This is a genomic window from Pseudomonas sp. URMO17WK12:I7 (assembly GCF_003269045.1).
Classification (GTDB): domain Bacteria; phylum Pseudomonadota; class Gammaproteobacteria; order Pseudomonadales; family Pseudomonadaceae; genus Aquipseudomonas; species Aquipseudomonas putida_J.
In genome coordinates this window covers 329,331-346,241 of sequence record NZ_QLTL01000003.1, presented here as the reverse complement: position 1 = coordinate 346,241, position 16,911 = coordinate 329,331, and the positions used below count along the sequence as shown (strand labels likewise).

Genomic DNA, 16,911 nt, shown 5'->3' with positions numbered 1-16,911 from the left:
CCGCCTTTTTTTGCCTGCCAGAAATGCACCCGGCCCCTTCGCGGGTAAACCCGCTCCCACAGGTACTCCACAGGACTTGTTAACCGTGGCGTACCAGTGGGAGCGGGTTTACCCGCGAAGAGGCCGGTACAGTCTCTACAAAACTCAGCGCTTGCGCAGAATCACGCTACCAATCGAATAACCTGCACCAAACGAACTCAGCACACCCAACGAACCCTTGGCCAAGTCATCCTGGTACAGGTGGAAGGCAATCACCGACCCCGCCGAACTGGTGTTGGCATAGCGGTCGAGAATCACCGGTGCCTCTTCCTCGTTCACTTCACGCCCCATCAGCTTCTTGACGATCAGGTGGTTCATGCTGAGGTTGGCCTGGTGCAGCCAGAAGCGTTTGACGTCGGACGACTGCAGGCCATTCTCGCCCAGGTGCTTGCCGATCAGCTCGGCGACCATCGGGCAGACTTCCTTGAACACCTTGCGGCCTTCTTGCACGAACAACTTGTCGCGGGCCCCAATGCCCTCTTCCGCCGCGCGGTTGAGGAAGCCGAAGTTGTTGCGGATATTGTTGGAGAACGCGGTTTTGAGCTTGGTGCCGACGATGTCGAACTGGTGCGCCGAGGTGGCCTTGTCAGCACGTTCGACCAGCACCGCAGTGGCGGCGTCACCGAAGATGAAGTGGCTGTCGCGATCGCGGAAGTTCAGGTGCCCGGTACAGATCTCCGGGCTCACCACCAGCAGTGCCCGGGCCTGGCCCAGTTGCACGCTGTTGGCAGCGGTCTGGATGCCGAAGGTGGCCGACGAGCAGGCCACGTTCATGTCGAAGGCAAAACCCTCGATGCCCAGCGCCTGCTGCACTTCGATGGCGATGGCCGGGTAAGGACGCTGCAGGTTGGAGCAGGCGACGATCACCCCATCGACATCCGCCGGGGTACGGCCCGCGCGTTCCAACGCCTGGCGCGCAGCGGCCACGCCCATTTCGCAGAGGATCGACTGCTCGTCGTTGGAACGCTCCGGCAGGCGTGGCTTCATGCGTTGCGGGTCGAGGATGCCGGCCTTGTCCATGACGAAACGGCTCTTGATACCCGAGGCCTTTTCGATGAAGGCAGCGTCGGACACGGGGGCTGCTTCGATTTCGCCACGCTCGATGGCGGCGGCATTGTCCTGGTTGTACTGCTGCGACCAGGCATTGAAGGAGGCCACCAGTTCTTCGTTGGAAATGCTCTGGGCCGGGGTATACAGGCCGGTGCCGCTGATCACGACGTTATGCACGATCGATCCTCTGCTCAAAGGCCATCGCCACGGGGCGCTGGCTGGGAATGTGACAGAATAATGGCACTTTAGTACCAATTTCTCGGCGAGGGTTGCGCCCTCGATCGCGGATGAATCTGCGCCTACAGGACGGTGCAATCCCCGTAGGAGCGGATTCATCCGCGATGGGCCGCAAAGCGGCCCAAATTGCATCAATATTGCCACATCTGCGGAAGTTTATCCTTCCACCAGGCTCCACTGCTTGCTCAATCTCTTGTCAGAAATAGGCACCTTGGTGCCCAACTGCTGGGCAAACAGCGACACCCGATACTCCTCCAGCAACCAGCGATACAAGGTCAGCGCTTCATCGCGCTTGCCCTCCTGGGCATGCTTGTCGGCCCGTGCCTTGTACTGCGCCCACAGGTTGCCCAGCTCGCCGCTCCAGACCCGGTCCTTCTGCACCTGAGCACCCAGCTTCTCGAGGCGCAATTCCACCGCCTTGAGGTAGCGCGGCAGCTCCTTGAACCAGGCTGCCGGCGTCTCGCGCACGAAGCCCGGGTACACCAGGTTGGCCAGCTGTTGCTTGATGTCGTTCAGCGCCACCGCCTGGCTCAGGTCGATCTTGCCCTTGAAGCGCTTCTGCAAACCGTGCCACAGCTTGAGCACTTCCAGGGTCTGGCGGGCCAGGCGCTCGGCATGCTCAGCCCAGCTGCCGCGTTTGCGCTCAGCCAGCCCTGCCAGCGCCGCACCGTCACGCGGCAACGTCGCTTCGCCGTCAAGGATGCAGCTGTCCAGACTCGCCAGCAGCATGTCCTCGACCAGCGCCTCGATGCGGCCCAGTTCGCGGTACAGCAGGCCCAGCTCGGTCAGCCCCGGCAGCTTGCCGCGCAGGAACTTGGCAGGCTCCGCCAACTGCTGCAGCAACAGGCGCTGCAAGGCGCGGCGGTGCTGAAACTCGGCTTCTGCCTGGGTCGAGAAACGGCCTTCACGCACGGTGCCGTTCTCTTCCACCAATGCAGGGTAAACGGTCATCGACAGGCCAGCGATTTTTTGCTGGGCGGTCTGTTTGACCTCGCTGAAGGCCTTGGCTTGTACCGGTTGCTCGCCCTTCTCGGTACGTGGCACGGCCAAAGCGGCCTGGCTGGCAGCGGCAAAGCGGGCGGTCAGTTCGGCCAGGTCGCGGCCTTCACCAAGAAACTTGCCCTGGCCATCGACCACTTCGATGTTCATGCGCAGGTGGCCTTCGACCAGGTTGACCGACTCGGCCCAGGCCTCATCGCTCACCCGCGCGCCGGTCATGCGCAACAGCTCCTGGCCCAGCGCCTGGGGCAGCGCGCCCTGGCCGAAGGTCATCCGCGCCAGCGAGGCCTTGACGAAATCGGGCACCGGCACAAAGTTCTTGCGCAGGGCCTTGGGCAGGTTACGTACCAGCGCCACGCACTTGGCTTCCAGCAAGCCAGGTACCAGCCACTCCAGCCGTTCGCCCGGCAGGCTCGGCAACAGCGGCGCCGGTACCCGCACGGTTACACCGTCACGCGGGTGGCCCGGCTCGAAGTGGTAGGTCAGCGGCAAGCGCAGTTCACCGACTTGCATGCTGTCAGGGTACTGCGCCGCAGTGACTTCGCTGGCCTCGCGGGCCAACACGTCTTCCTCGCGCATGATCAGCAGATTCGGGTCCTTCTGGCTGGTCATGCGGTACCAGGCATCGAAGGTCGCGGTCTGGTGGATTTCCGCCGGCAAGCGTGCTTCGTAAAACGCGTACAGGGTTTCTTCATCGGCGAGAATGTCGCGCCGACGGGCCTTGGCTTCCAGCTCGTCGAGCGCTTCGAGCAGGCGTTTGTTCGCGGCCAGGCACTTGGCACGTGACTGGATTTCACCGCCAACCAGGCCCTCGCGAATGAACAGTTCACGCGAGGTGACCGGGTCGATCGGGCCAAAGTGCACCGGGCGGCGGCCGACCAGGATCAGGCCATACAAAGTGATCTGCTCATAGGCCACCACCTGCCCGCGCTTCTTCTCCCAGTGCGGCTCGAAGTGGTTCTTCTTGATCAGGTGGGAGGCCAACGGCTCGATCCAGTCAGGCTCGATCTTGGCAACCATGCGCGCATACAGCTTGGTGGTCTCCACCAGTTCGGCCGCCATCACCCACTGCGGGCGCTTGCGGCCAATGCCGGAAGACGGATGCACCCAGAAGCGCCGCTGGCGGGCCCCCTGATAATCGCCCTCTTCGGTCTTTTGGCCGATCTGGCTGAGCAGGCCGCTGAGGATCGCCTTGTGCACTTTCTGGTAGTCGGACGGTTCCTTGTTGACCGGTAACTGCAGCTCGCGGCAGATCAGCGACAACTGGCGATGGGCGTCGCGCCACTCGCGCAGGCGCAGGTAGTTCAGGAAGTTCTTGCGGCACCAGTTGCGCAGGGGGCTGGCCGTCAGTGCCTGGCGCTGCTCTTCGAAACCCCGCCACAAATTGACCAGCGCGGCAAAGTCGGTATCGGCGTCCTTCCACTGCGCATGTGCCTGATCGGCGGCCTGCTGGCGCTCTGGCGGGCGCTCGCGCGGGTCCTGTACCGACAGGGCGCTGGTGACGATCAGCACTTCCTGCAGGCTGCCCTGACGCGCACCTTCGAGCAGCATGCGGCCCAAGCGAGGGTCAATCGGCAGGCGCGCCAGCTGGCGGCCGATCGGCGTCAGCTGGTTCTCGCGGTTGACCGCCGAGAGTTCCTGCAGCAGGTTGAAGCCGTCGCTGATGGCCTTGCCATCCGGCGGCTCGATGAACGGGAAAGCGTCGATTGCACCCAGGCGCAGGTGCAGCATCTGCAGGATCACCGCTGCCAGGTTGGTGCGCAGGATCTCGGGGTCGGTGAAGGCCGGACGGCCATTGAAGTCTTCTTCACTGTACAGCCGAATGCAGATACCCGGCTCGACCCGGCCGCAACGGCCCTTGCGCTGGTTGGCACTGGCCTGCGAAACGGCCTCGATCGGCAGGCGCTGGACCTTGGCGCGGTAGCTGTAACGGCTGATGCGCGCGGTGCCGGTGTCGATCACGTAACGGATGCCGGGCACGGTCAGCGAGGTTTCCGCAACGTTGGTGGCCAGCACCACCCGGCGCCCGGTGTGCGACTGGAAAATGCGCTGCTGCTCGGCCGGCGACAGGCGTGCGTACAGCGGCAGGATCTCGGTATGGCGCAACTGCGCCTTGCGCAGGATCTCTGCGGCATCACGGATTTCCCGCTCGCCCGGGAGGAACACCAGCACATCGCCGGGGCCTTTGCCCACGCTGCGCTCGTGCTGGGCGATTTCGTCGAGGGTGGCCAGTATCGCCTGGTCGACGGTAAGGTCGTCCTCGACCTGGTTGCCCTCCTCGTCCTGTTCGCTGGTCAGCGGCCGGTACCAGGTTTCCACCGGGAAAGTACGGCCGGACACCTCGATGATCGGGGCATTGTCGAAGTGCTTGGAAAAACGCTCCAGGTCGATGGTCGCCGAGGTGATGATCAGCTTCAGGTCCGGACGGCGGTGCAGCAGCGTCTTCAGGTAACCGAGCAGGAAGTCGATGTTCAGGCTGCGTTCGTGGGCTTCGTCGACGATGATCGTGTCGTAGCGCTCGAGAAAGCGGTCGTGCTGGGTTTCGGCCAGGAGGATGCCGTCGGTCATCAGTTTGACCAGCGTGTTGGCATCGCTCTGGTCTTCGAAACGCACCTGGTAGCCGACCAGCCCGCCCAGCGGCGTGCCGAGTTCTTCGGCAACCCGGGCGGCGACACTGCGCGCGGCAATCCGCCGTGGCTGGGTATGGGCGATCAGGCCATGGCTGCCGCGGCCCAGTTCCAGACAGATCTTCGGTAACTGGGTGGTCTTGCCAGAACCGGTTTCGCCAGCGATCACCAGTACCTGGTGTTCTGCCAGGGCCTTCTTGATTTCATCACGCTTGGCGGCGATCGGCAGGCTGTCGTCGTAGCGGATCTGCGGCACGCTGTTCTGACGCGCAGTGACCTGGGCGCAGGATGCCTGGACCTTTTCCACCCACTGCGCCAGCTTGGCCTCGTCGGGGCGCTTGCGCAGTTCATGCAGTTGACGGCGCAGGCGATGACGCTCGGCAATCATGGCGTGGTCGAGGTTTTGCAGCAGTTTGTCGATGGCTTGGTCAGTCATGGGGCTTTTTAGTGATGCAGGTGGGCCTGCTTTTTCATGATCGGCATTCGAAGGATGCGCGATTGTCGCAGATTTGCCGGTTCTCTGCTGCCTGTGCCGGCGCTTTCGCGGGTAAACCCGCTCCCACAGGAACCGCAGTGGAATCAGATCTGAGGGAATCCTGTGGGAGCGGGTTCACCTGCGAAGAGGCCAGTCCAGACAGTACATATGTTTAGCCAAGTCCGATGTGAAGGTTGCCATTCACTGCTTTAATCAACCTTAAGCCGCATGTGAGTATCAAAGGCATGACTCCCGCCCAGACCATCGCCCCACCGTCGTCCCGCCCTTCGCCAGCGAAGGCCCGGTCCCACGCCGGTGAAAATCCGCTGGTCCATATCATCCTCGCCTTCTGGGCCCTGTGGCACTGCCGCCACGCGCGCCCCCCGGATTCTTCGCTCACGCCTTTGTGACCCGACTCGGCCCCAGCCCGGCCGTCTGACTCAAGTGGACCGCGCCTGCGCGCAGGTCCCGTGCGCCTGTGAGCGAACCCATCATGCACTTTGCACCTGTAGAGCACGCCAGCCGTTTCCTGGCAGATAACCCCGATATCGAACTGTTCGAACTGTTCATCCTCGACGCCAACGGCGTGCCACGTGGCAAGCTGCTGCACCGCGACGAACTGCTGGCGGTCTACCAGAGCGGGCGCCCGCTGCCCAGCACCATCCTGGGCCTGACCCTCAATGGCGACGACGTGGAAAACTCCGGCCTGGTCTGGGATGTCGGTGACATCGACTGCCGCGCCTACCCACTGGATGGCAGCCTGGTCCGCCTGCCGTGGCGGCGGGTGCCGACTGCAGCAGTGCAGGTCAGCATGCACCCGAGCGAGGGCCTGCCGGCCAGCGTTGCCGACCCGCGCCATGTGCTGCTGCGCACCATCGAGGCGCTCAAGGCTGACGGTTACCACCCGGTGATGGCCTGCGAGCTGGAGTTCTACCTGCTCGACCAGAAACGCGATGCCCAGGGCCGCCCGCAACCGGCACTGGACAACGACGGCGGGCGCCCTCGCAGCACCCAGGTCTATGGCCTGCGTGAGCTGGAACAGATCGAACCGTTCCTCGCCGACCTCTACGCTGCCTGCAAGGCCCAGGGTATCCCTGCTCGCACGGCGATCTCCGAGTACGCCCCGGGCCAGGTGGAAATCACCCTGGAACATGGCGATGCGCTGGAAGCGATGGACCAGGCCGTGCGCTACAAACGCCTGGTCAAGGGCGTGGCCCATGCCCATGGCATGCAGGCCTGCTTCATGGCCAAGCCGTTCGCGCAACTGGCCGGCACCGGCATGCACATGCACCTGAGCCTGGCCGACAGCGCCGGCCACAACCTGTTCGCCAGCGAAGACAAGGCTGGCACCCCACTGCTGCGCCAGGCTGTTGCCGGCATGCTGCGCCACCTGCGTGACTCGCTGCTGCTGTTCTGCCCCAACGCCAACTCGTTCCGCCGCTTCCAGGCCAACAGCTATGCGCCATTGGCGCCGACCTGGGGTGTCGACAACCGCACCGTCAGCCTGCGCGTGCCCGGCGGCCCGGCCAACAGCCGGCATGTCGAGCACCGCATCTGTGGCGCCGATGCCAACCCATACCTGGCTGCCGCCGCCATTCTGGCCGCCTGCCATCGCGGCATCCGCGAGCAGCTGGACCCCGGTGCACCGGTAGAAGGCAACGGCTATGCCCAGGCCACCGAGCACCTGCCCACCGACTGGCTGACCGCACTCGATGCGCTGGAGCGTTCGCACTGGGCGCGGGAGGCGCTCGGCGAAGCGTTTGTCGGCGTCTACCTCAAGGTCAAGCGCGCCGAGTACCGCCAGTTCATGGCCGAAGTCAGCGAACAGGACTGGCGCTGGTACCTGCACCAAGCCTGAGCCTTACCCATCAAGAACAAGGAACACCCATGAACGCAGCATTGCACAACGGCCCGGCCCTGCGCGCGCCGTCCTATTACAGCGCCTCGCTGAACGACCATACAGAGTACCCGCAGCTCAAGGGCACGGTGCAGGTCGACGTGGCAATCATCGGCGGTGGTTTCACCGGTGTGGCCACTGCGGTGGAGCTGGCCGAGCGCGGCTTGAAGGTGGCGATCGTCGAGACCAACCGGATTGGCTGGGGCGCCAGCGGCCGCAACGGCGGCCAGGTCACCGGCAGCCTGTCGGGGGACGAAGCCATGCGCACGCAGATGCGCAACCACCTGGGCGCCGAGGTCGATGATTTCATCTGGCACCTGCGCTGGCGTGGGCACCAGGTCATCGAGCAACGCATCGAGCGCTATGGCATCGACTGCGACCTCAAGCGCGGCCATCTGCATGCTGCGATGAAACCTTCGCACATGGAGGAGCTGCGCAGCTTCCAGGCCGAGGCCGAACGCCGTGGCATGGGCGACCAGGTGCAACTGCTCGACCGCAATGGCGTCGCCGAGCACCTGCAGAGCCCGCTGTACCTGGGCGCACTGAAGAACCTGCGCAACCTGCACCTGCACCCGCTCAACCTGTGCCTGGGCGAGGCCCGCGCCGCCCACAGCCTGGGTGCGCTGATTTTCGAGAACTCCGAGGTGCTGGACATCGTCCACGGCCCACGCCCGGCAGTCGTTACCGCCCACGGCCGGGTCGAAGCGCGCCAGGTGATGCTGGCCGGCGACGTCTACCACAAGCTGGAAAAGCGCCAGCTCAAGGGCAAGATCTTCCCGGCCATGGGCGGCATCGTCACCACTGCCCCGCTGGGCGAACTGGCGGAGCAGATCAACCCGCAGGACCTGGCGGTGTACGACTGCCGCTTCGTCCTCGACTACTACCGCCTGACGGCCGACAAGCGTTTGCTGTTTGGCGGCGGCGCCAATTACTCGGGCAAGGATTCGCGTGATATCGAAGGCGAGCTGCGCCCGTGTATCGAACGCACCTTCCCGGCGCTCAAGGGCGTGCCGATCGAGTTCCAGTGGAGCTGCGCGATGGGCATCGTGGTCAACCGCATTCCGCAACTGGGCAAGCTGTCGGACAACGTGTGGTACTGCCAGGGCTATTCCGGGCACGGCATCGCCACCAGCCACATCATGGGCGAGATCATGGCTGAGGCACTGACCGGAACGCTGGAGAAGTTCGACACCTTCGCGCAGTGCAAGCACGTACGTGTGCCGATGGGGGACTTGCTGGGCAACCCGCTGCTGGCGGCGGGGATGTGGTACTACCAGATGCTAGAAAAACTGCGCTGATTGCACTGGCCTCTTCGCGGGTAAACCCGCTCCTACAGGTTTTGTACAACCCTGCAGGAGCGGGTTTACCCGCGAAGAGGCCGGTGAAATCATTAGAGATCTGAAGATCAAGCGATCTTCTTCAAGCCCTGCTTCTTCAGCTCTTCATCGCGCAGTTCACGGCGCAGGATCTTGCCGACGTTGGTGGTCGGCAGCGCATCGCGGAACTCGATGTACCGCGGCACCTTGTAGCCAGTGACGTTGGCACGCATGTGCTCCATCACCTGCTCCTTGGTCACGGTCATGCCCGGTTTGACCACGATGAACACCTTGATCACTTCACCCGACTTCTCGTCCGGCACACCGATGGCTGCGCACTGCAGCACACCCGGCAAGCCGGCGAGCACATCTTCCAGCTCATTGGGGTACACGTTGAAGCCCGAGACCAGGATCATGTCCTTCTTGCGGTCGACGATGCGCATGTAGCCATCTGGTTGGATCAGCGCGATGTCGCCGGTCTTCAGCCAGCCGTCGCTGTCGAGGATCTCGCGGGTGGCGTCTTCACGCTGCCAGTAGCCCTTCATGACTTGCGGGCCCTTGACGCACAGCTCGCCGGTTTCGCCCAGCGCCAGCTCGTTGCCGGCGTCGTCGATGACCTTGCACAGGGTGGATGGCACCGGGATGCCGATGGTACCCACCTGGTTCGCCTCGGCCGGGTTCACCGCCGCCACCGGGCTGGTCTCGGTCATGCCATAGCCTTCGCAGATGGCGCAGCCGGTAACGCTCTTCCAGCGCTCGGCCACGCTCAGCTGCAAGGCCATGCCACCGGACAGGGTGATCTTCAGCGCCGAGAAGTCCAGGGCGCGGAATGCCTCGTTGTTGCACAGCGCAACGAACAACGTATTGAGGCCGACGAAACCGCTGAACTTCCACTTGCCCAGCTCCTTGACCATTGCTGGCAGGTCGCGTGGGTTGCTGATGAGCACGTTGTGGTTGCCGATCAGCATCATCGCCATGCAATGGAAGGTGAAGGCATAGATGTGGTAAAGCGGCAGCGGAGTGATCAGGATCTCGCAACCTTCATGCAGGTTGGAGCCCATCAGCGCCCGGCACTGCAGCATGTTGGCCACCAGGTTGCGGTGGGTCAGCATCGCCCCCTTGGCCACGCCGGTGGTGCCGCCGGTGTACTGCAGCACGGCCACGTCATTGGCTTGCGGGTTGGCTTCGGTGACCGGCTGGCCCTTGCCCAGCGCGAGGGTATCGTTGAAGCGCACGGCGCGCGGCAGGTTGTAGGCCGGCACCATCTTCTTCACGTACTTGATCACGCTGTTGATCAGCAGGCGCTTGAGCGGTGGCAGCAAGTCGGCCACCTCGGTGACGATGACGTGCTTCACCTGGGTCTTGGGCACCACCTTCTCGGCCAGGTGCGCCATGTTGGCCAGGCATACCAAGGCCTTGGCACCGGAGTCGTTGAACTGGTGCTCCATTTCCCGCACGGTATACAGCGGATTGGTGTTGACCACGATCAGGCCGGCGCGCATGGCACCAAATACGGCTACAGGGTATTGCAGGACATTGGGCAGCTGGACGGCAATACGGTCACCCGGCTTGAGGTCGGTGTGCTGCTGCAGCCAGGCCGCAAAAGCGCCTGACAGCGCATAGAGCTCGCCGTAGGTGATGGTCTTGCCCAGGTTGCTAAAGGCCGGTTTATTGGCAAAGCGTTGGCAGGATTGCTTGAGTACCGCCTGGATATTGGGGAATTCGTCAGGATTGATTTCCGCCGTAATCCCGGCTGGGTATTTATCCTTCCAAAAATTTTCGATCATGGAAGCCCACTCCTTCAGCAACAGCGAAGTTCGATTCACGCGTCGATGCGTTTATTATTGATATGTGATGAGGGTTCGTTGCAAACCTGATCATCTGAAAGCGGCCCGAGAGTAACAGCTTTAAATGGGGTCGCCTAGGGGCCAAGAACGGCCTCTCAGTCACAAAAATGACTCAATGAACGATACAGGTCATTTTTAGAGTAATTGACCAAAATGTCGCAAATCGGGCCGTAAGCAGCCTGTTAGAGCACTTTCAAAGCATTCGCGGGCAAGCTCGCTCGCACAGTTACCGCACATTCTTCAGGCATGTGCAGCGGCTGTGGAAGCGGGCTTGCCCGCGAAGAAGCACATTCCGGATCAGGCTATGTCGCGCAACTCTCGCCGCAGGATCTTGCCCACTGGGGTCATCGGCAGCGACTCGCGCACCACGATGTGCTTGGGTACTTTGTAGCCGGTAAAGTTGGCCTTGCAGTAGGCCTTCAGCTCATCGACGTTCACCCCACCCTCACGCGCTACCACGAACAGCTTCACCGCCTCCCCCGTACGCTCGTCCGGCACGCCGATGGCCGCGCAGCTGGCAACCTGCGGATGCCCCATCACCACATCCTCGATTTCGTTGGGGTACACATTGAAGCCAGAGACGATGATCATGTCCTTCTTGCGGTCGACAATGCGGGTGAAACCGTCCGGGTCGATCACCGCGATATCGCCAGTCTTGAACCAGCCCTCGGCATCCAGCGCCTGGGCCGTGGCCTCCGGCTGCTGCCAGTAGCCTTTCATCACCTGCGGGCCCTTGATGCACAACTCGCCGCGCTCACCCAGTGGCTGCTCGTTGCCGTCATCATCGATGACCTTGAATGCCGTGCCCGCCACCGGAATGCCCACGGTGCCCAGCCGCGCGAGCTGGCCGTAGGGGTTGGTGCTGGCCACCGGCGAAGTCTCGGTCAGGCCGTAGCCCTCGACGATGCGGCAACCGGTGAGTTGCTCCCAACGCTCGGCAGTGGCCTTGACCAGCGCCGTGCCGCCAGAGTTGGTGACTTTCAGCGCCGAAAAGTCCAGCTGACGGAAGCCTGGGTGGTCCATCAGCGCGACGAACAAGGTGTTCAACCCCAACAACGCCGAAAAACGCCACTTGCCCAACTCCTTGATGAAGCCCGGGATGTCGCGCGGGTTGGTGATCAGCACGTTGTGGTTGCCGGTGACCATCATGCACATGCAGTTCGCGGTAAAGGCATAGATGTGGTACAGCGGCAGCGGCGCGATCATCACTTCCTGGCCTTCCTTGATCAGCCGCTGCCCATCCGGGCCGTGCTGGGAGAAGCACGCCAGCACCTGCAGCATGTTTGCCACCAGGTTGCCGTGCGTGAGCATGGCGCCCTTGGCCAGGCCCGTGGTGCCGCCGGTGTACTGCAGCACGGCGATGTCATCGAGGGTGAGTGGCACCGGTTTGTGCGTCAGGCTGCGGCCTTCGCGCAGTACCTGCTTGAACGGGATGGCCTGGGGCAGATGATAGGCCGGGACCATTTTTTTCAGCTTGTCGACCACGGTATTGACCAGCCAGCCCTTGGCTGCGGGCAACAAGTCGCCCATCTTCGCTTCGATCAGGTACTCGATACCGGTATCTGGCAGCACTTCCTGCACGCGCTTGCCGAACATGTTCAGGTACACCAGGGCGCGAGCGCCGGCATCCTTGAACTGGTGACGCATCTCGCGCTCGGTATACAGCGGGTTGGTGTTGACCACGATCAGCCCGGCGCGCAGGGCGCCGAACACGGCAATGGGGTACTGCAGGACGTTGGGCATCTGCACTGCGATGCGATCACCCGGCTTGAGGTCGGTGTGCTGCTGCAGCCAGGCGGCGAAGGCCGCCGAATGGCGCTCGAGTTCGGCGTAGTTCAGGGTCACGCCGAGGTTGCTGAACGCCGGGCGCTCGGCAAAGCGCTTGCAGGAGCGCTCGAACACCTCGACGACCGAAGCGTATGCGTGGATGTCGATGGAGGAAGGCACGCCCTCGGGGCGTTTGTCATTCCAGAAGTCGGCTTGCATTTATTATTGTTCCTCTGCCTGAGCTCGCACTGATTCCTTGTCCCGTTTGCCTGGAGGCAAAAAGGCGTTGAACCGACGTTAGCAGGTAAGCCTGAGGTGGCATATATGCCAAGTGCCGCCATTAACATTGTGAATCTTATTTGTGCCCTTCCTGCAATCCGGGCGGTTATGCATACACTGTGCGGATAACCATCGCGCAAAGGATTCGCCATGCCCCATGACGCCTTCTGGCTACCCGCCAGCGAGCATTGCAGCCTGTACGTGCACCAATGGCTACCGGCCACACCGGTCAAGGCCGTGGTGCTGCTGGCCCATGGCATGGCCGAGCACGCCGGGCGCTACCAGCACCTGGGCCACGCCCTCTGCGATGCCGGCTACGCCCTGCTGGCGCCCGACCTGCGCGGTCACGGCCGCACCGCCGAACTGGGCAGCCTGGGCCTGTTCGCCCGGCACCATGGCTGGAATGCCGTGGTCAACGACCTTGGCCTGCTGGCCCAGCACATCGGCCAGCAGTTTCCCGGCACCCCGCTGTTCCTGTTCGGCCACAGCATGGGCAGCTACATCGCACAGGCCTACCTCACGCACCACAGCGCGAGCCTGCAGGGGGCGATTCTCAGTGGTTCCAACTACCAGCCCGCCGCGCTGTATCGGGCGGCCCGCCTGATTGCGCGCCTGGAAGCCTGGCGCCAGGGGCCACTGGGCAAAAGCGCCTTGATCGAATGGCTGTCGTTCGGCTCGTTCAACAGCGCCTTCAAGCCCAACCGCACGGCGTTCGACTGGCTCAGCCGTGACCCGACGCAAGTGGACCAGTACGTCAACGATCCGCTGTGCGGCTTTCGCTGCAGCAACCAGCTGTGGCTCGACCTGCTGCAGGGGCTGACGCAAATCAGCCAGGCGCGTAACCTCGCACAGATCGATCCGAACCTGCCGCTGCTGGTGATCGGTGGCGAATGTGATCCGGTGAGTGCCGGCAAGCGTCTCACCCATCTGGCCGACGCCCTGCGCGCGACCGGCAATCGACATGTACAGCTGCGCGTCTATCCTGAGGCGCGGCATGAAGTGCTAAACGAAATCAATCGGGACGAGGTCACCGCCGATATCCTCGCATGGCTTGAGCAGGCGCTGGCCCTTGGCCGCCCTGCTCGCAATGAATGATATCGGCCTCGTCCGCCTATCAAGGAAACGCCAATGACCCAGGTCACCAACACGCCTTACGAAGCTTTGGAAGTCGGCCAGAAAGCCAGTTACGAAAAGTCTGTCGAAGAACGCGACATCCAGCTGTTCGCCGCGATGTCCGGTGACCACAACCCCGTGCACCTGGATGCCGAATTTGCCGCCAAGAGCATGTTCAAGGAACGTATCGCCCACGGCATGTTCAGCGGTGCGCTGATCAGCGCTGCAGTGGCCTGCACCCTGCCTGGCCCTGGCACCATCTACCTGGGCCAGAAAATGAGCTTCCAGAAGCCGGTGAAAATCGGCGACACCCTGACCGTGCGCCTGGAAATCCTCGAGAAGCTGCCCAAGTTCAAGGTGCGTATCGCCACCAATGTGTACAACCAGAACGATGAGCTGGTAGTCGAGGGCGAGGCCGAGATCCTCGCACCGCGCAAACAGCAGACCGTCGAACTGGTATCCCCACCGAACTTCGTCGCCAGCTGATATCGGTGCTGGATTCTTCGCGGGCAAGCCCGCTCCCACAAGGAATGCACCGCCTTCACAGGCTTGCACTGCCCCCTGTGGGAGCGGGTGTACCCGCGAAGAGGCCGGCCAGGCCATCACATCAGTTCGCGTAATCGCCTTTCGATATGCCGCCGTTCCGGCGCCTGGCAGGTCAACTCCAGCGCCTTTTCCCAGGCCACCCGCGCCTCCCCGACATTCCCCAACTCTTGATGCAACTGCGCCCGCACCGCATGCGCCAGGTGATAGTCGCGCAACGCTCCGCCTGCCAGAATCGCCTCCACTGCCACCAGCCCAGCCTGCGCCCCGTCACGCTTGGCCAGCGCCACCGCCCGGTTAAGCGCCACAACGGCGGACGGCCAGTGCCTTTGCAGCACATCGTACAGCCCGACGATCTGCGCCCAATCTGTCTCTTGCGCCGTCGCCGCCTCGGCATGCACCGCCGCGATCGCCGCCTGCACGGTGTAGGCACCAAAAGCCCGGCTGGCCAACGCCAGGCGCACCAGTTCACAGCCTTCGGCAATCTGCTCGCGGTCCCACAGGCTGCGGTCCTGCTGATCGAGCAGCACCAGGTTGCCTTCGGCATCGCTGCGCGCGCGCTGCCGCGATGCCTGTAGCAGCATCAGCGCCAGCAGGCCGACGGCTTCTGCGTCTGGCAGTAGTTGCACCAGCAGGCGCCCGAGGCGGATCGCCTCGTCGCTCAGCGCCTGCTGCAGCAACGCCTCGCCCGAAGACGCCGAATAGCCTTCATTGAACACCAGATAGATCACCCGCAACACACTCTCCAGGCGCTCGGGCAACTCGTGCAGCTCGGGGACCTGATAAGGAATGCCGGCGTCGCGGATCTTGGCCTTGGCCCGCACGATACGCTGGGCAATGGTCGCCGGGCTTTGCAGAAACGCACGGGCGATCTGCTCGGTGGTCAGGTCGCAGACTTCGCGCAGGGTCAGCGGCACCTGGGCATCGGCGGCCAGGGCCGGGTGGCAACACGTGAAGATCAGCCGCAGGCGGTCGTCAGCGAGCAGCTCTTCTTCACTGGGGTCTTGCCCCTGGCCTTCGATCAGCATGATCAGGTCGGCCTGGGAGCGGTCGAAACGGGCACGCCGGCGCAATGCATCAATGGCCTTGAAGCGCCCGGTAGAGACCAGCCAGGCGCGAGGGTTGCCAGGGATGCCATCGCGCTGCCAGCGCTCGACGGCGATGAAAAAGGCATCGTGCATGGCCTCCTCGGCCAGGTCGAAATCCCCCAGCAGGCGGATCAAGGTCGCCAGGATGCGCCGCGAATCACGCCGGTACACCGCTTCGACTTCGCCACGCACCTGCGCCAGCTCTGCCATCAGTCAGGCATCCGCTGGGTCACCACTTCCATCAGGCGGTCCAGGCTTTCTCCCCAGCCCTGATGGAAGCCCATTTCTTCATGGGCGCGGCTGTCGGCTGCAGTCCAATGCCAGGCACGGGCGGTGTAGCGGGTCTTGCCGTTTTCTTCGTCAAAGCTGATCACTGCAGTCATGAAGGCCTTGCCCGACGGCACCCAACCCGGCCCGAAGGCATCGGTGAACACCAGCCGGCGGGGGGCGGCAATTTCCAGAAATACCCCCTGGGTCGGGTACTCGGAGCCATCCGGGGCACGCATGAGCGTACGGAATAGGCCCCCGACCCACAGTTGCATCTCGCATTCAGGGGTGGTCATGCCGTGTGGCCCCCACCACTGCATCAGCCACTCGGGCTCGGTCCAGGCACGGAAAACCTTGGCAGGTGGGGCATCGATCAAGCGGCTGATCGACAGCTCGTGCTGCGCAGGCGCGGGTTGGGCAAGGGTCATTCTTGTTGTTCTCCGTTGCTGTCAGGGTTGCAGTTCGCGCACTGGCCGCACTTCCACGCTGCCGACCCGCGCAGCCGGTATGCCCTTGGCGATGTTCAGCGCCTCGTTGAGGTCACGGGCATCGACCAGGTAAAAACCGGCGAGCTGCTCTTTTGTTTCGGCAAACGGGCCATCGGTGATGCTCATTCGCCCTGCGCGCATGCGCACGGTGGTGGCGGTTTGCACGGTCTTCAGCGCTTCTGCTGCAATGATGCGCCCGCAGCTCTGCAGCGATTCGGCGTAGGCCATGCATTCGGCGTCTTCCGGGCTGTCGGGCAGGCTGTGCAGCAGCCCTTCGTCACAATAGACCAGGCATAGGTATTTCATGGTCGTCTCCAGGCGTTGGCAACGTGCATTTGGCGATAGCCGATCAAGGCTTGAGATCGAACAGTGCTTTCTGGGTTTGCATGTCGAACGGTGCCGACCAATGCTCGTGGATCACCTGCCACTGGCCGCCAGACTTGCGGTAACCGACGGTGGCACGGATGAAACCGCACTGGCTCTCGTCATCCCCAGGGCCGCAGCGGTTCAGCCAGTGCGCCAGGCCCAGCTCGCCGTCCGCGTGCACGGTCAGTTGGGCGAGCTCGAAGACCATGGGGCCAGGGCACATGTTCATGCACATTTCCCAGTGCGCCTGGTAGGCGGCCCGGCCCTTGAACTGAAGCGACTGGATGGCATCGAAGGCGACGATGTCTTCGGCGTAGGGTGCGGTGATGGCGGGGATGTCACGGTCGCGTACGGCCTGCATCCAGCGGTCGATAAGCTGACGGATTTCGTTTTCGGCTGCCGTGTTCATCGGGTGTTCCTCCGATCATTCATGAGCATTTCGGTACAGGGTTGGCTCGTACCTTCAGCTCATGGTCGAACGGTAATCGGATAAATCGACAGGGCTTACCAACG

Annotated in this window: 12 protein-coding genes; 4 read left to right on the top strand and 8 right to left on the bottom strand. The window is 63.1% G+C overall.

The features are described from left to right. Positions 1-144 precede the first annotated feature (144 nt). Together H040_RS05815 and hrpA are read right to left on the bottom strand one after the other, a co-directional pair. Positions 145-1,266, bottom strand: a complete 1,122-nt coding sequence (locus H040_RS05815) for a beta-ketoacyl-ACP synthase III (protein ID WP_027918703.1) — start codon at positions 1,264-1,266, stop codon at positions 145-147. A 216-nt stretch (positions 1,267-1,482) separates the two neighbouring features. Beyond that, positions 1,483-5,388 carry an ATP-dependent RNA helicase HrpA gene (gene hrpA / locus H040_RS05810; RefSeq protein ID WP_027918702.1) on the bottom strand — a complete coding sequence of 1,302 codons (3,906 nt, stop codon included), beginning with the start codon at positions 5,386-5,388 and terminating at the stop codon, positions 1,483-1,485. A gap of 532 nt (positions 5,389-5,920) precedes the next feature. Here hrpA and H040_RS05805 point away from each other — a divergent pair. Both H040_RS05805 and H040_RS05800 read left to right on the top strand, forming a co-directional pair. Continuing rightward, positions 5,921-7,285, top strand: a complete 1,365-nt coding sequence (locus H040_RS05805; protein ID WP_027918701.1) for a glutamine synthetase family protein — start codon at positions 5,921-5,923, stop codon at positions 7,283-7,285. 29 nt (positions 7,286-7,314) lie between these two features. Then, positions 7,315-8,622 (top strand): NAD(P)/FAD-dependent oxidoreductase, encoded by a 1,308-nt coding sequence (locus H040_RS05800; RefSeq protein WP_027918700.1) that lies wholly within the window; start codon positions 7,315-7,317, stop codon positions 8,620-8,622. A 107-nt stretch (positions 8,623-8,729) separates the two neighbouring features. On the opposite strand, the gene fadD1 is transcribed toward H040_RS05800, so the two are convergent. Together fadD1 and fadD2 are read right to left on the bottom strand one after the other, a co-directional pair. After that, positions 8,730-10,427, bottom strand: coding sequence for a long-chain-fatty-acid--CoA ligase FadD1 (gene fadD1 / locus H040_RS05795; RefSeq protein ID WP_027918699.1), 1,698 nt, complete (start codon positions 10,425-10,427; stop codon positions 8,730-8,732). Between the two features lie 357 nt (positions 10,428-10,784). Next, positions 10,785-12,473, bottom strand: a complete 1,689-nt coding sequence (gene fadD2 / locus H040_RS05790) for a long-chain-fatty-acid--CoA ligase FadD2 (RefSeq protein WP_027918698.1) — start codon at positions 12,471-12,473, stop codon at positions 10,785-10,787. 210 nt (positions 12,474-12,683) lie between these two features. On the opposite strand from fadD2, the gene H040_RS05785 reads away from it, so the two are divergent. Then, the gene (locus H040_RS05785) at positions 12,684-13,628 is read left to right on the top strand and encodes an alpha/beta hydrolase (protein ID WP_027918697.1); all 945 of its coding nucleotides are present in this window, start codon (positions 12,684-12,686) and stop codon (positions 13,626-13,628) included. A 33-nt stretch (positions 13,629-13,661) separates the two neighbouring features. Continuing rightward, positions 13,662-14,132: a MaoC family dehydratase gene (locus H040_RS05780; RefSeq protein ID WP_027918696.1), complete on the top strand. Its 471-nt coding sequence runs from the start codon at positions 13,662-13,664 to the stop codon at positions 14,130-14,132. A 116-nt stretch (positions 14,133-14,248) separates the two neighbouring features. Here the strand turns inward: H040_RS05780 and H040_RS05775 are convergent, their stop codons facing one another. The 4 genes from H040_RS05775 to H040_RS05760 are packed head-to-tail and all read right to left on the bottom strand — an operon-like array spanning position 14,249 to position 16,807. Further along, the gene (locus H040_RS05775; RefSeq protein WP_027918695.1) at positions 14,249-15,487 is read right to left on the bottom strand and encodes an RNA polymerase sigma factor; all 1,239 of its coding nucleotides are present in this window, start codon (positions 15,485-15,487) and stop codon (positions 14,249-14,251) included. After that, on the bottom strand, positions 15,487-15,972 hold the full coding sequence (locus tag H040_RS05770) for an SRPBCC family protein (RefSeq protein ID WP_027918694.1): 486 nt from the start codon (positions 15,970-15,972) through the stop codon (positions 15,487-15,489). Before H040_RS05770 ends, H040_RS05775 begins: the two co-directional genes overlap by 1 nt. 21 nt (positions 15,973-15,993) lie before the next feature. Further along, positions 15,994-16,338, bottom strand: a complete 345-nt coding sequence (locus H040_RS05765) for a YciI family protein (protein ID WP_027918693.1) — start codon at positions 16,336-16,338, stop codon at positions 15,994-15,996. A gap of 43 nt (positions 16,339-16,381) precedes the next feature. After that, on the bottom strand, positions 16,382-16,807 hold the full coding sequence (locus H040_RS05760) for a YybH family protein (protein ID WP_027918692.1): 426 nt from the start codon (positions 16,805-16,807) through the stop codon (positions 16,382-16,384). Between the last annotated feature and the right edge of the window lie 104 nt (positions 16,808-16,911).

Coding starts and splice junctions, on each gene's coding strand:
- H040_RS05800 (WP_027918700.1), top strand. CDS start 7,315: ATGAACGCAGCATTGCACAACGGCCCGGCCCTGCGCGCGCCGTCCTAT.
- H040_RS05770 (WP_027918694.1), bottom strand. CDS start 15,972: ATGACCCTTGCCCAACCCGCGCCTGCGCAGCACGAGCTGTCGATCAGC.
- H040_RS05760 (WP_027918692.1), bottom strand. CDS start 16,807: ATGAACACGGCAGCCGAAAACGAAATCCGTCAGCTTATCGACCGCTGG.
- hrpA (WP_027918702.1), bottom strand. CDS start 5,388: ATGACTGACCAAGCCATCGACAAACTGCTGCAAAACCTCGACCACGCC.
- H040_RS05780 (WP_027918696.1), top strand. CDS start 13,662: ATGACCCAGGTCACCAACACGCCTTACGAAGCTTTGGAAGTCGGCCAG.
- H040_RS05765 (WP_027918693.1), bottom strand. CDS start 16,338: ATGAAATACCTATGCCTGGTCTATTGTGACGAAGGGCTGCTGCACAGC.
- H040_RS05775 (WP_027918695.1), bottom strand. CDS start 15,487: ATGGCAGAGCTGGCGCAGGTGCGTGGCGAAGTCGAAGCGGTGTACCGG.
- H040_RS05785 (WP_027918697.1), top strand. CDS start 12,684: ATGCCCCATGACGCCTTCTGGCTACCCGCCAGCGAGCATTGCAGCCTG.
- fadD2 (WP_027918698.1), bottom strand. CDS start 12,473: ATGCAAGCCGACTTCTGGAATGACAAACGCCCCGAGGGCGTGCCTTCC.
- H040_RS05805 (WP_027918701.1), top strand. CDS start 5,921: ATGCACTTTGCACCTGTAGAGCACGCCAGCCGTTTCCTGGCAGATAAC.
- fadD1 (WP_027918699.1), bottom strand. CDS start 10,427: ATGATCGAAAATTTTTGGAAGGATAAATACCCAGCCGGGATTACGGCG.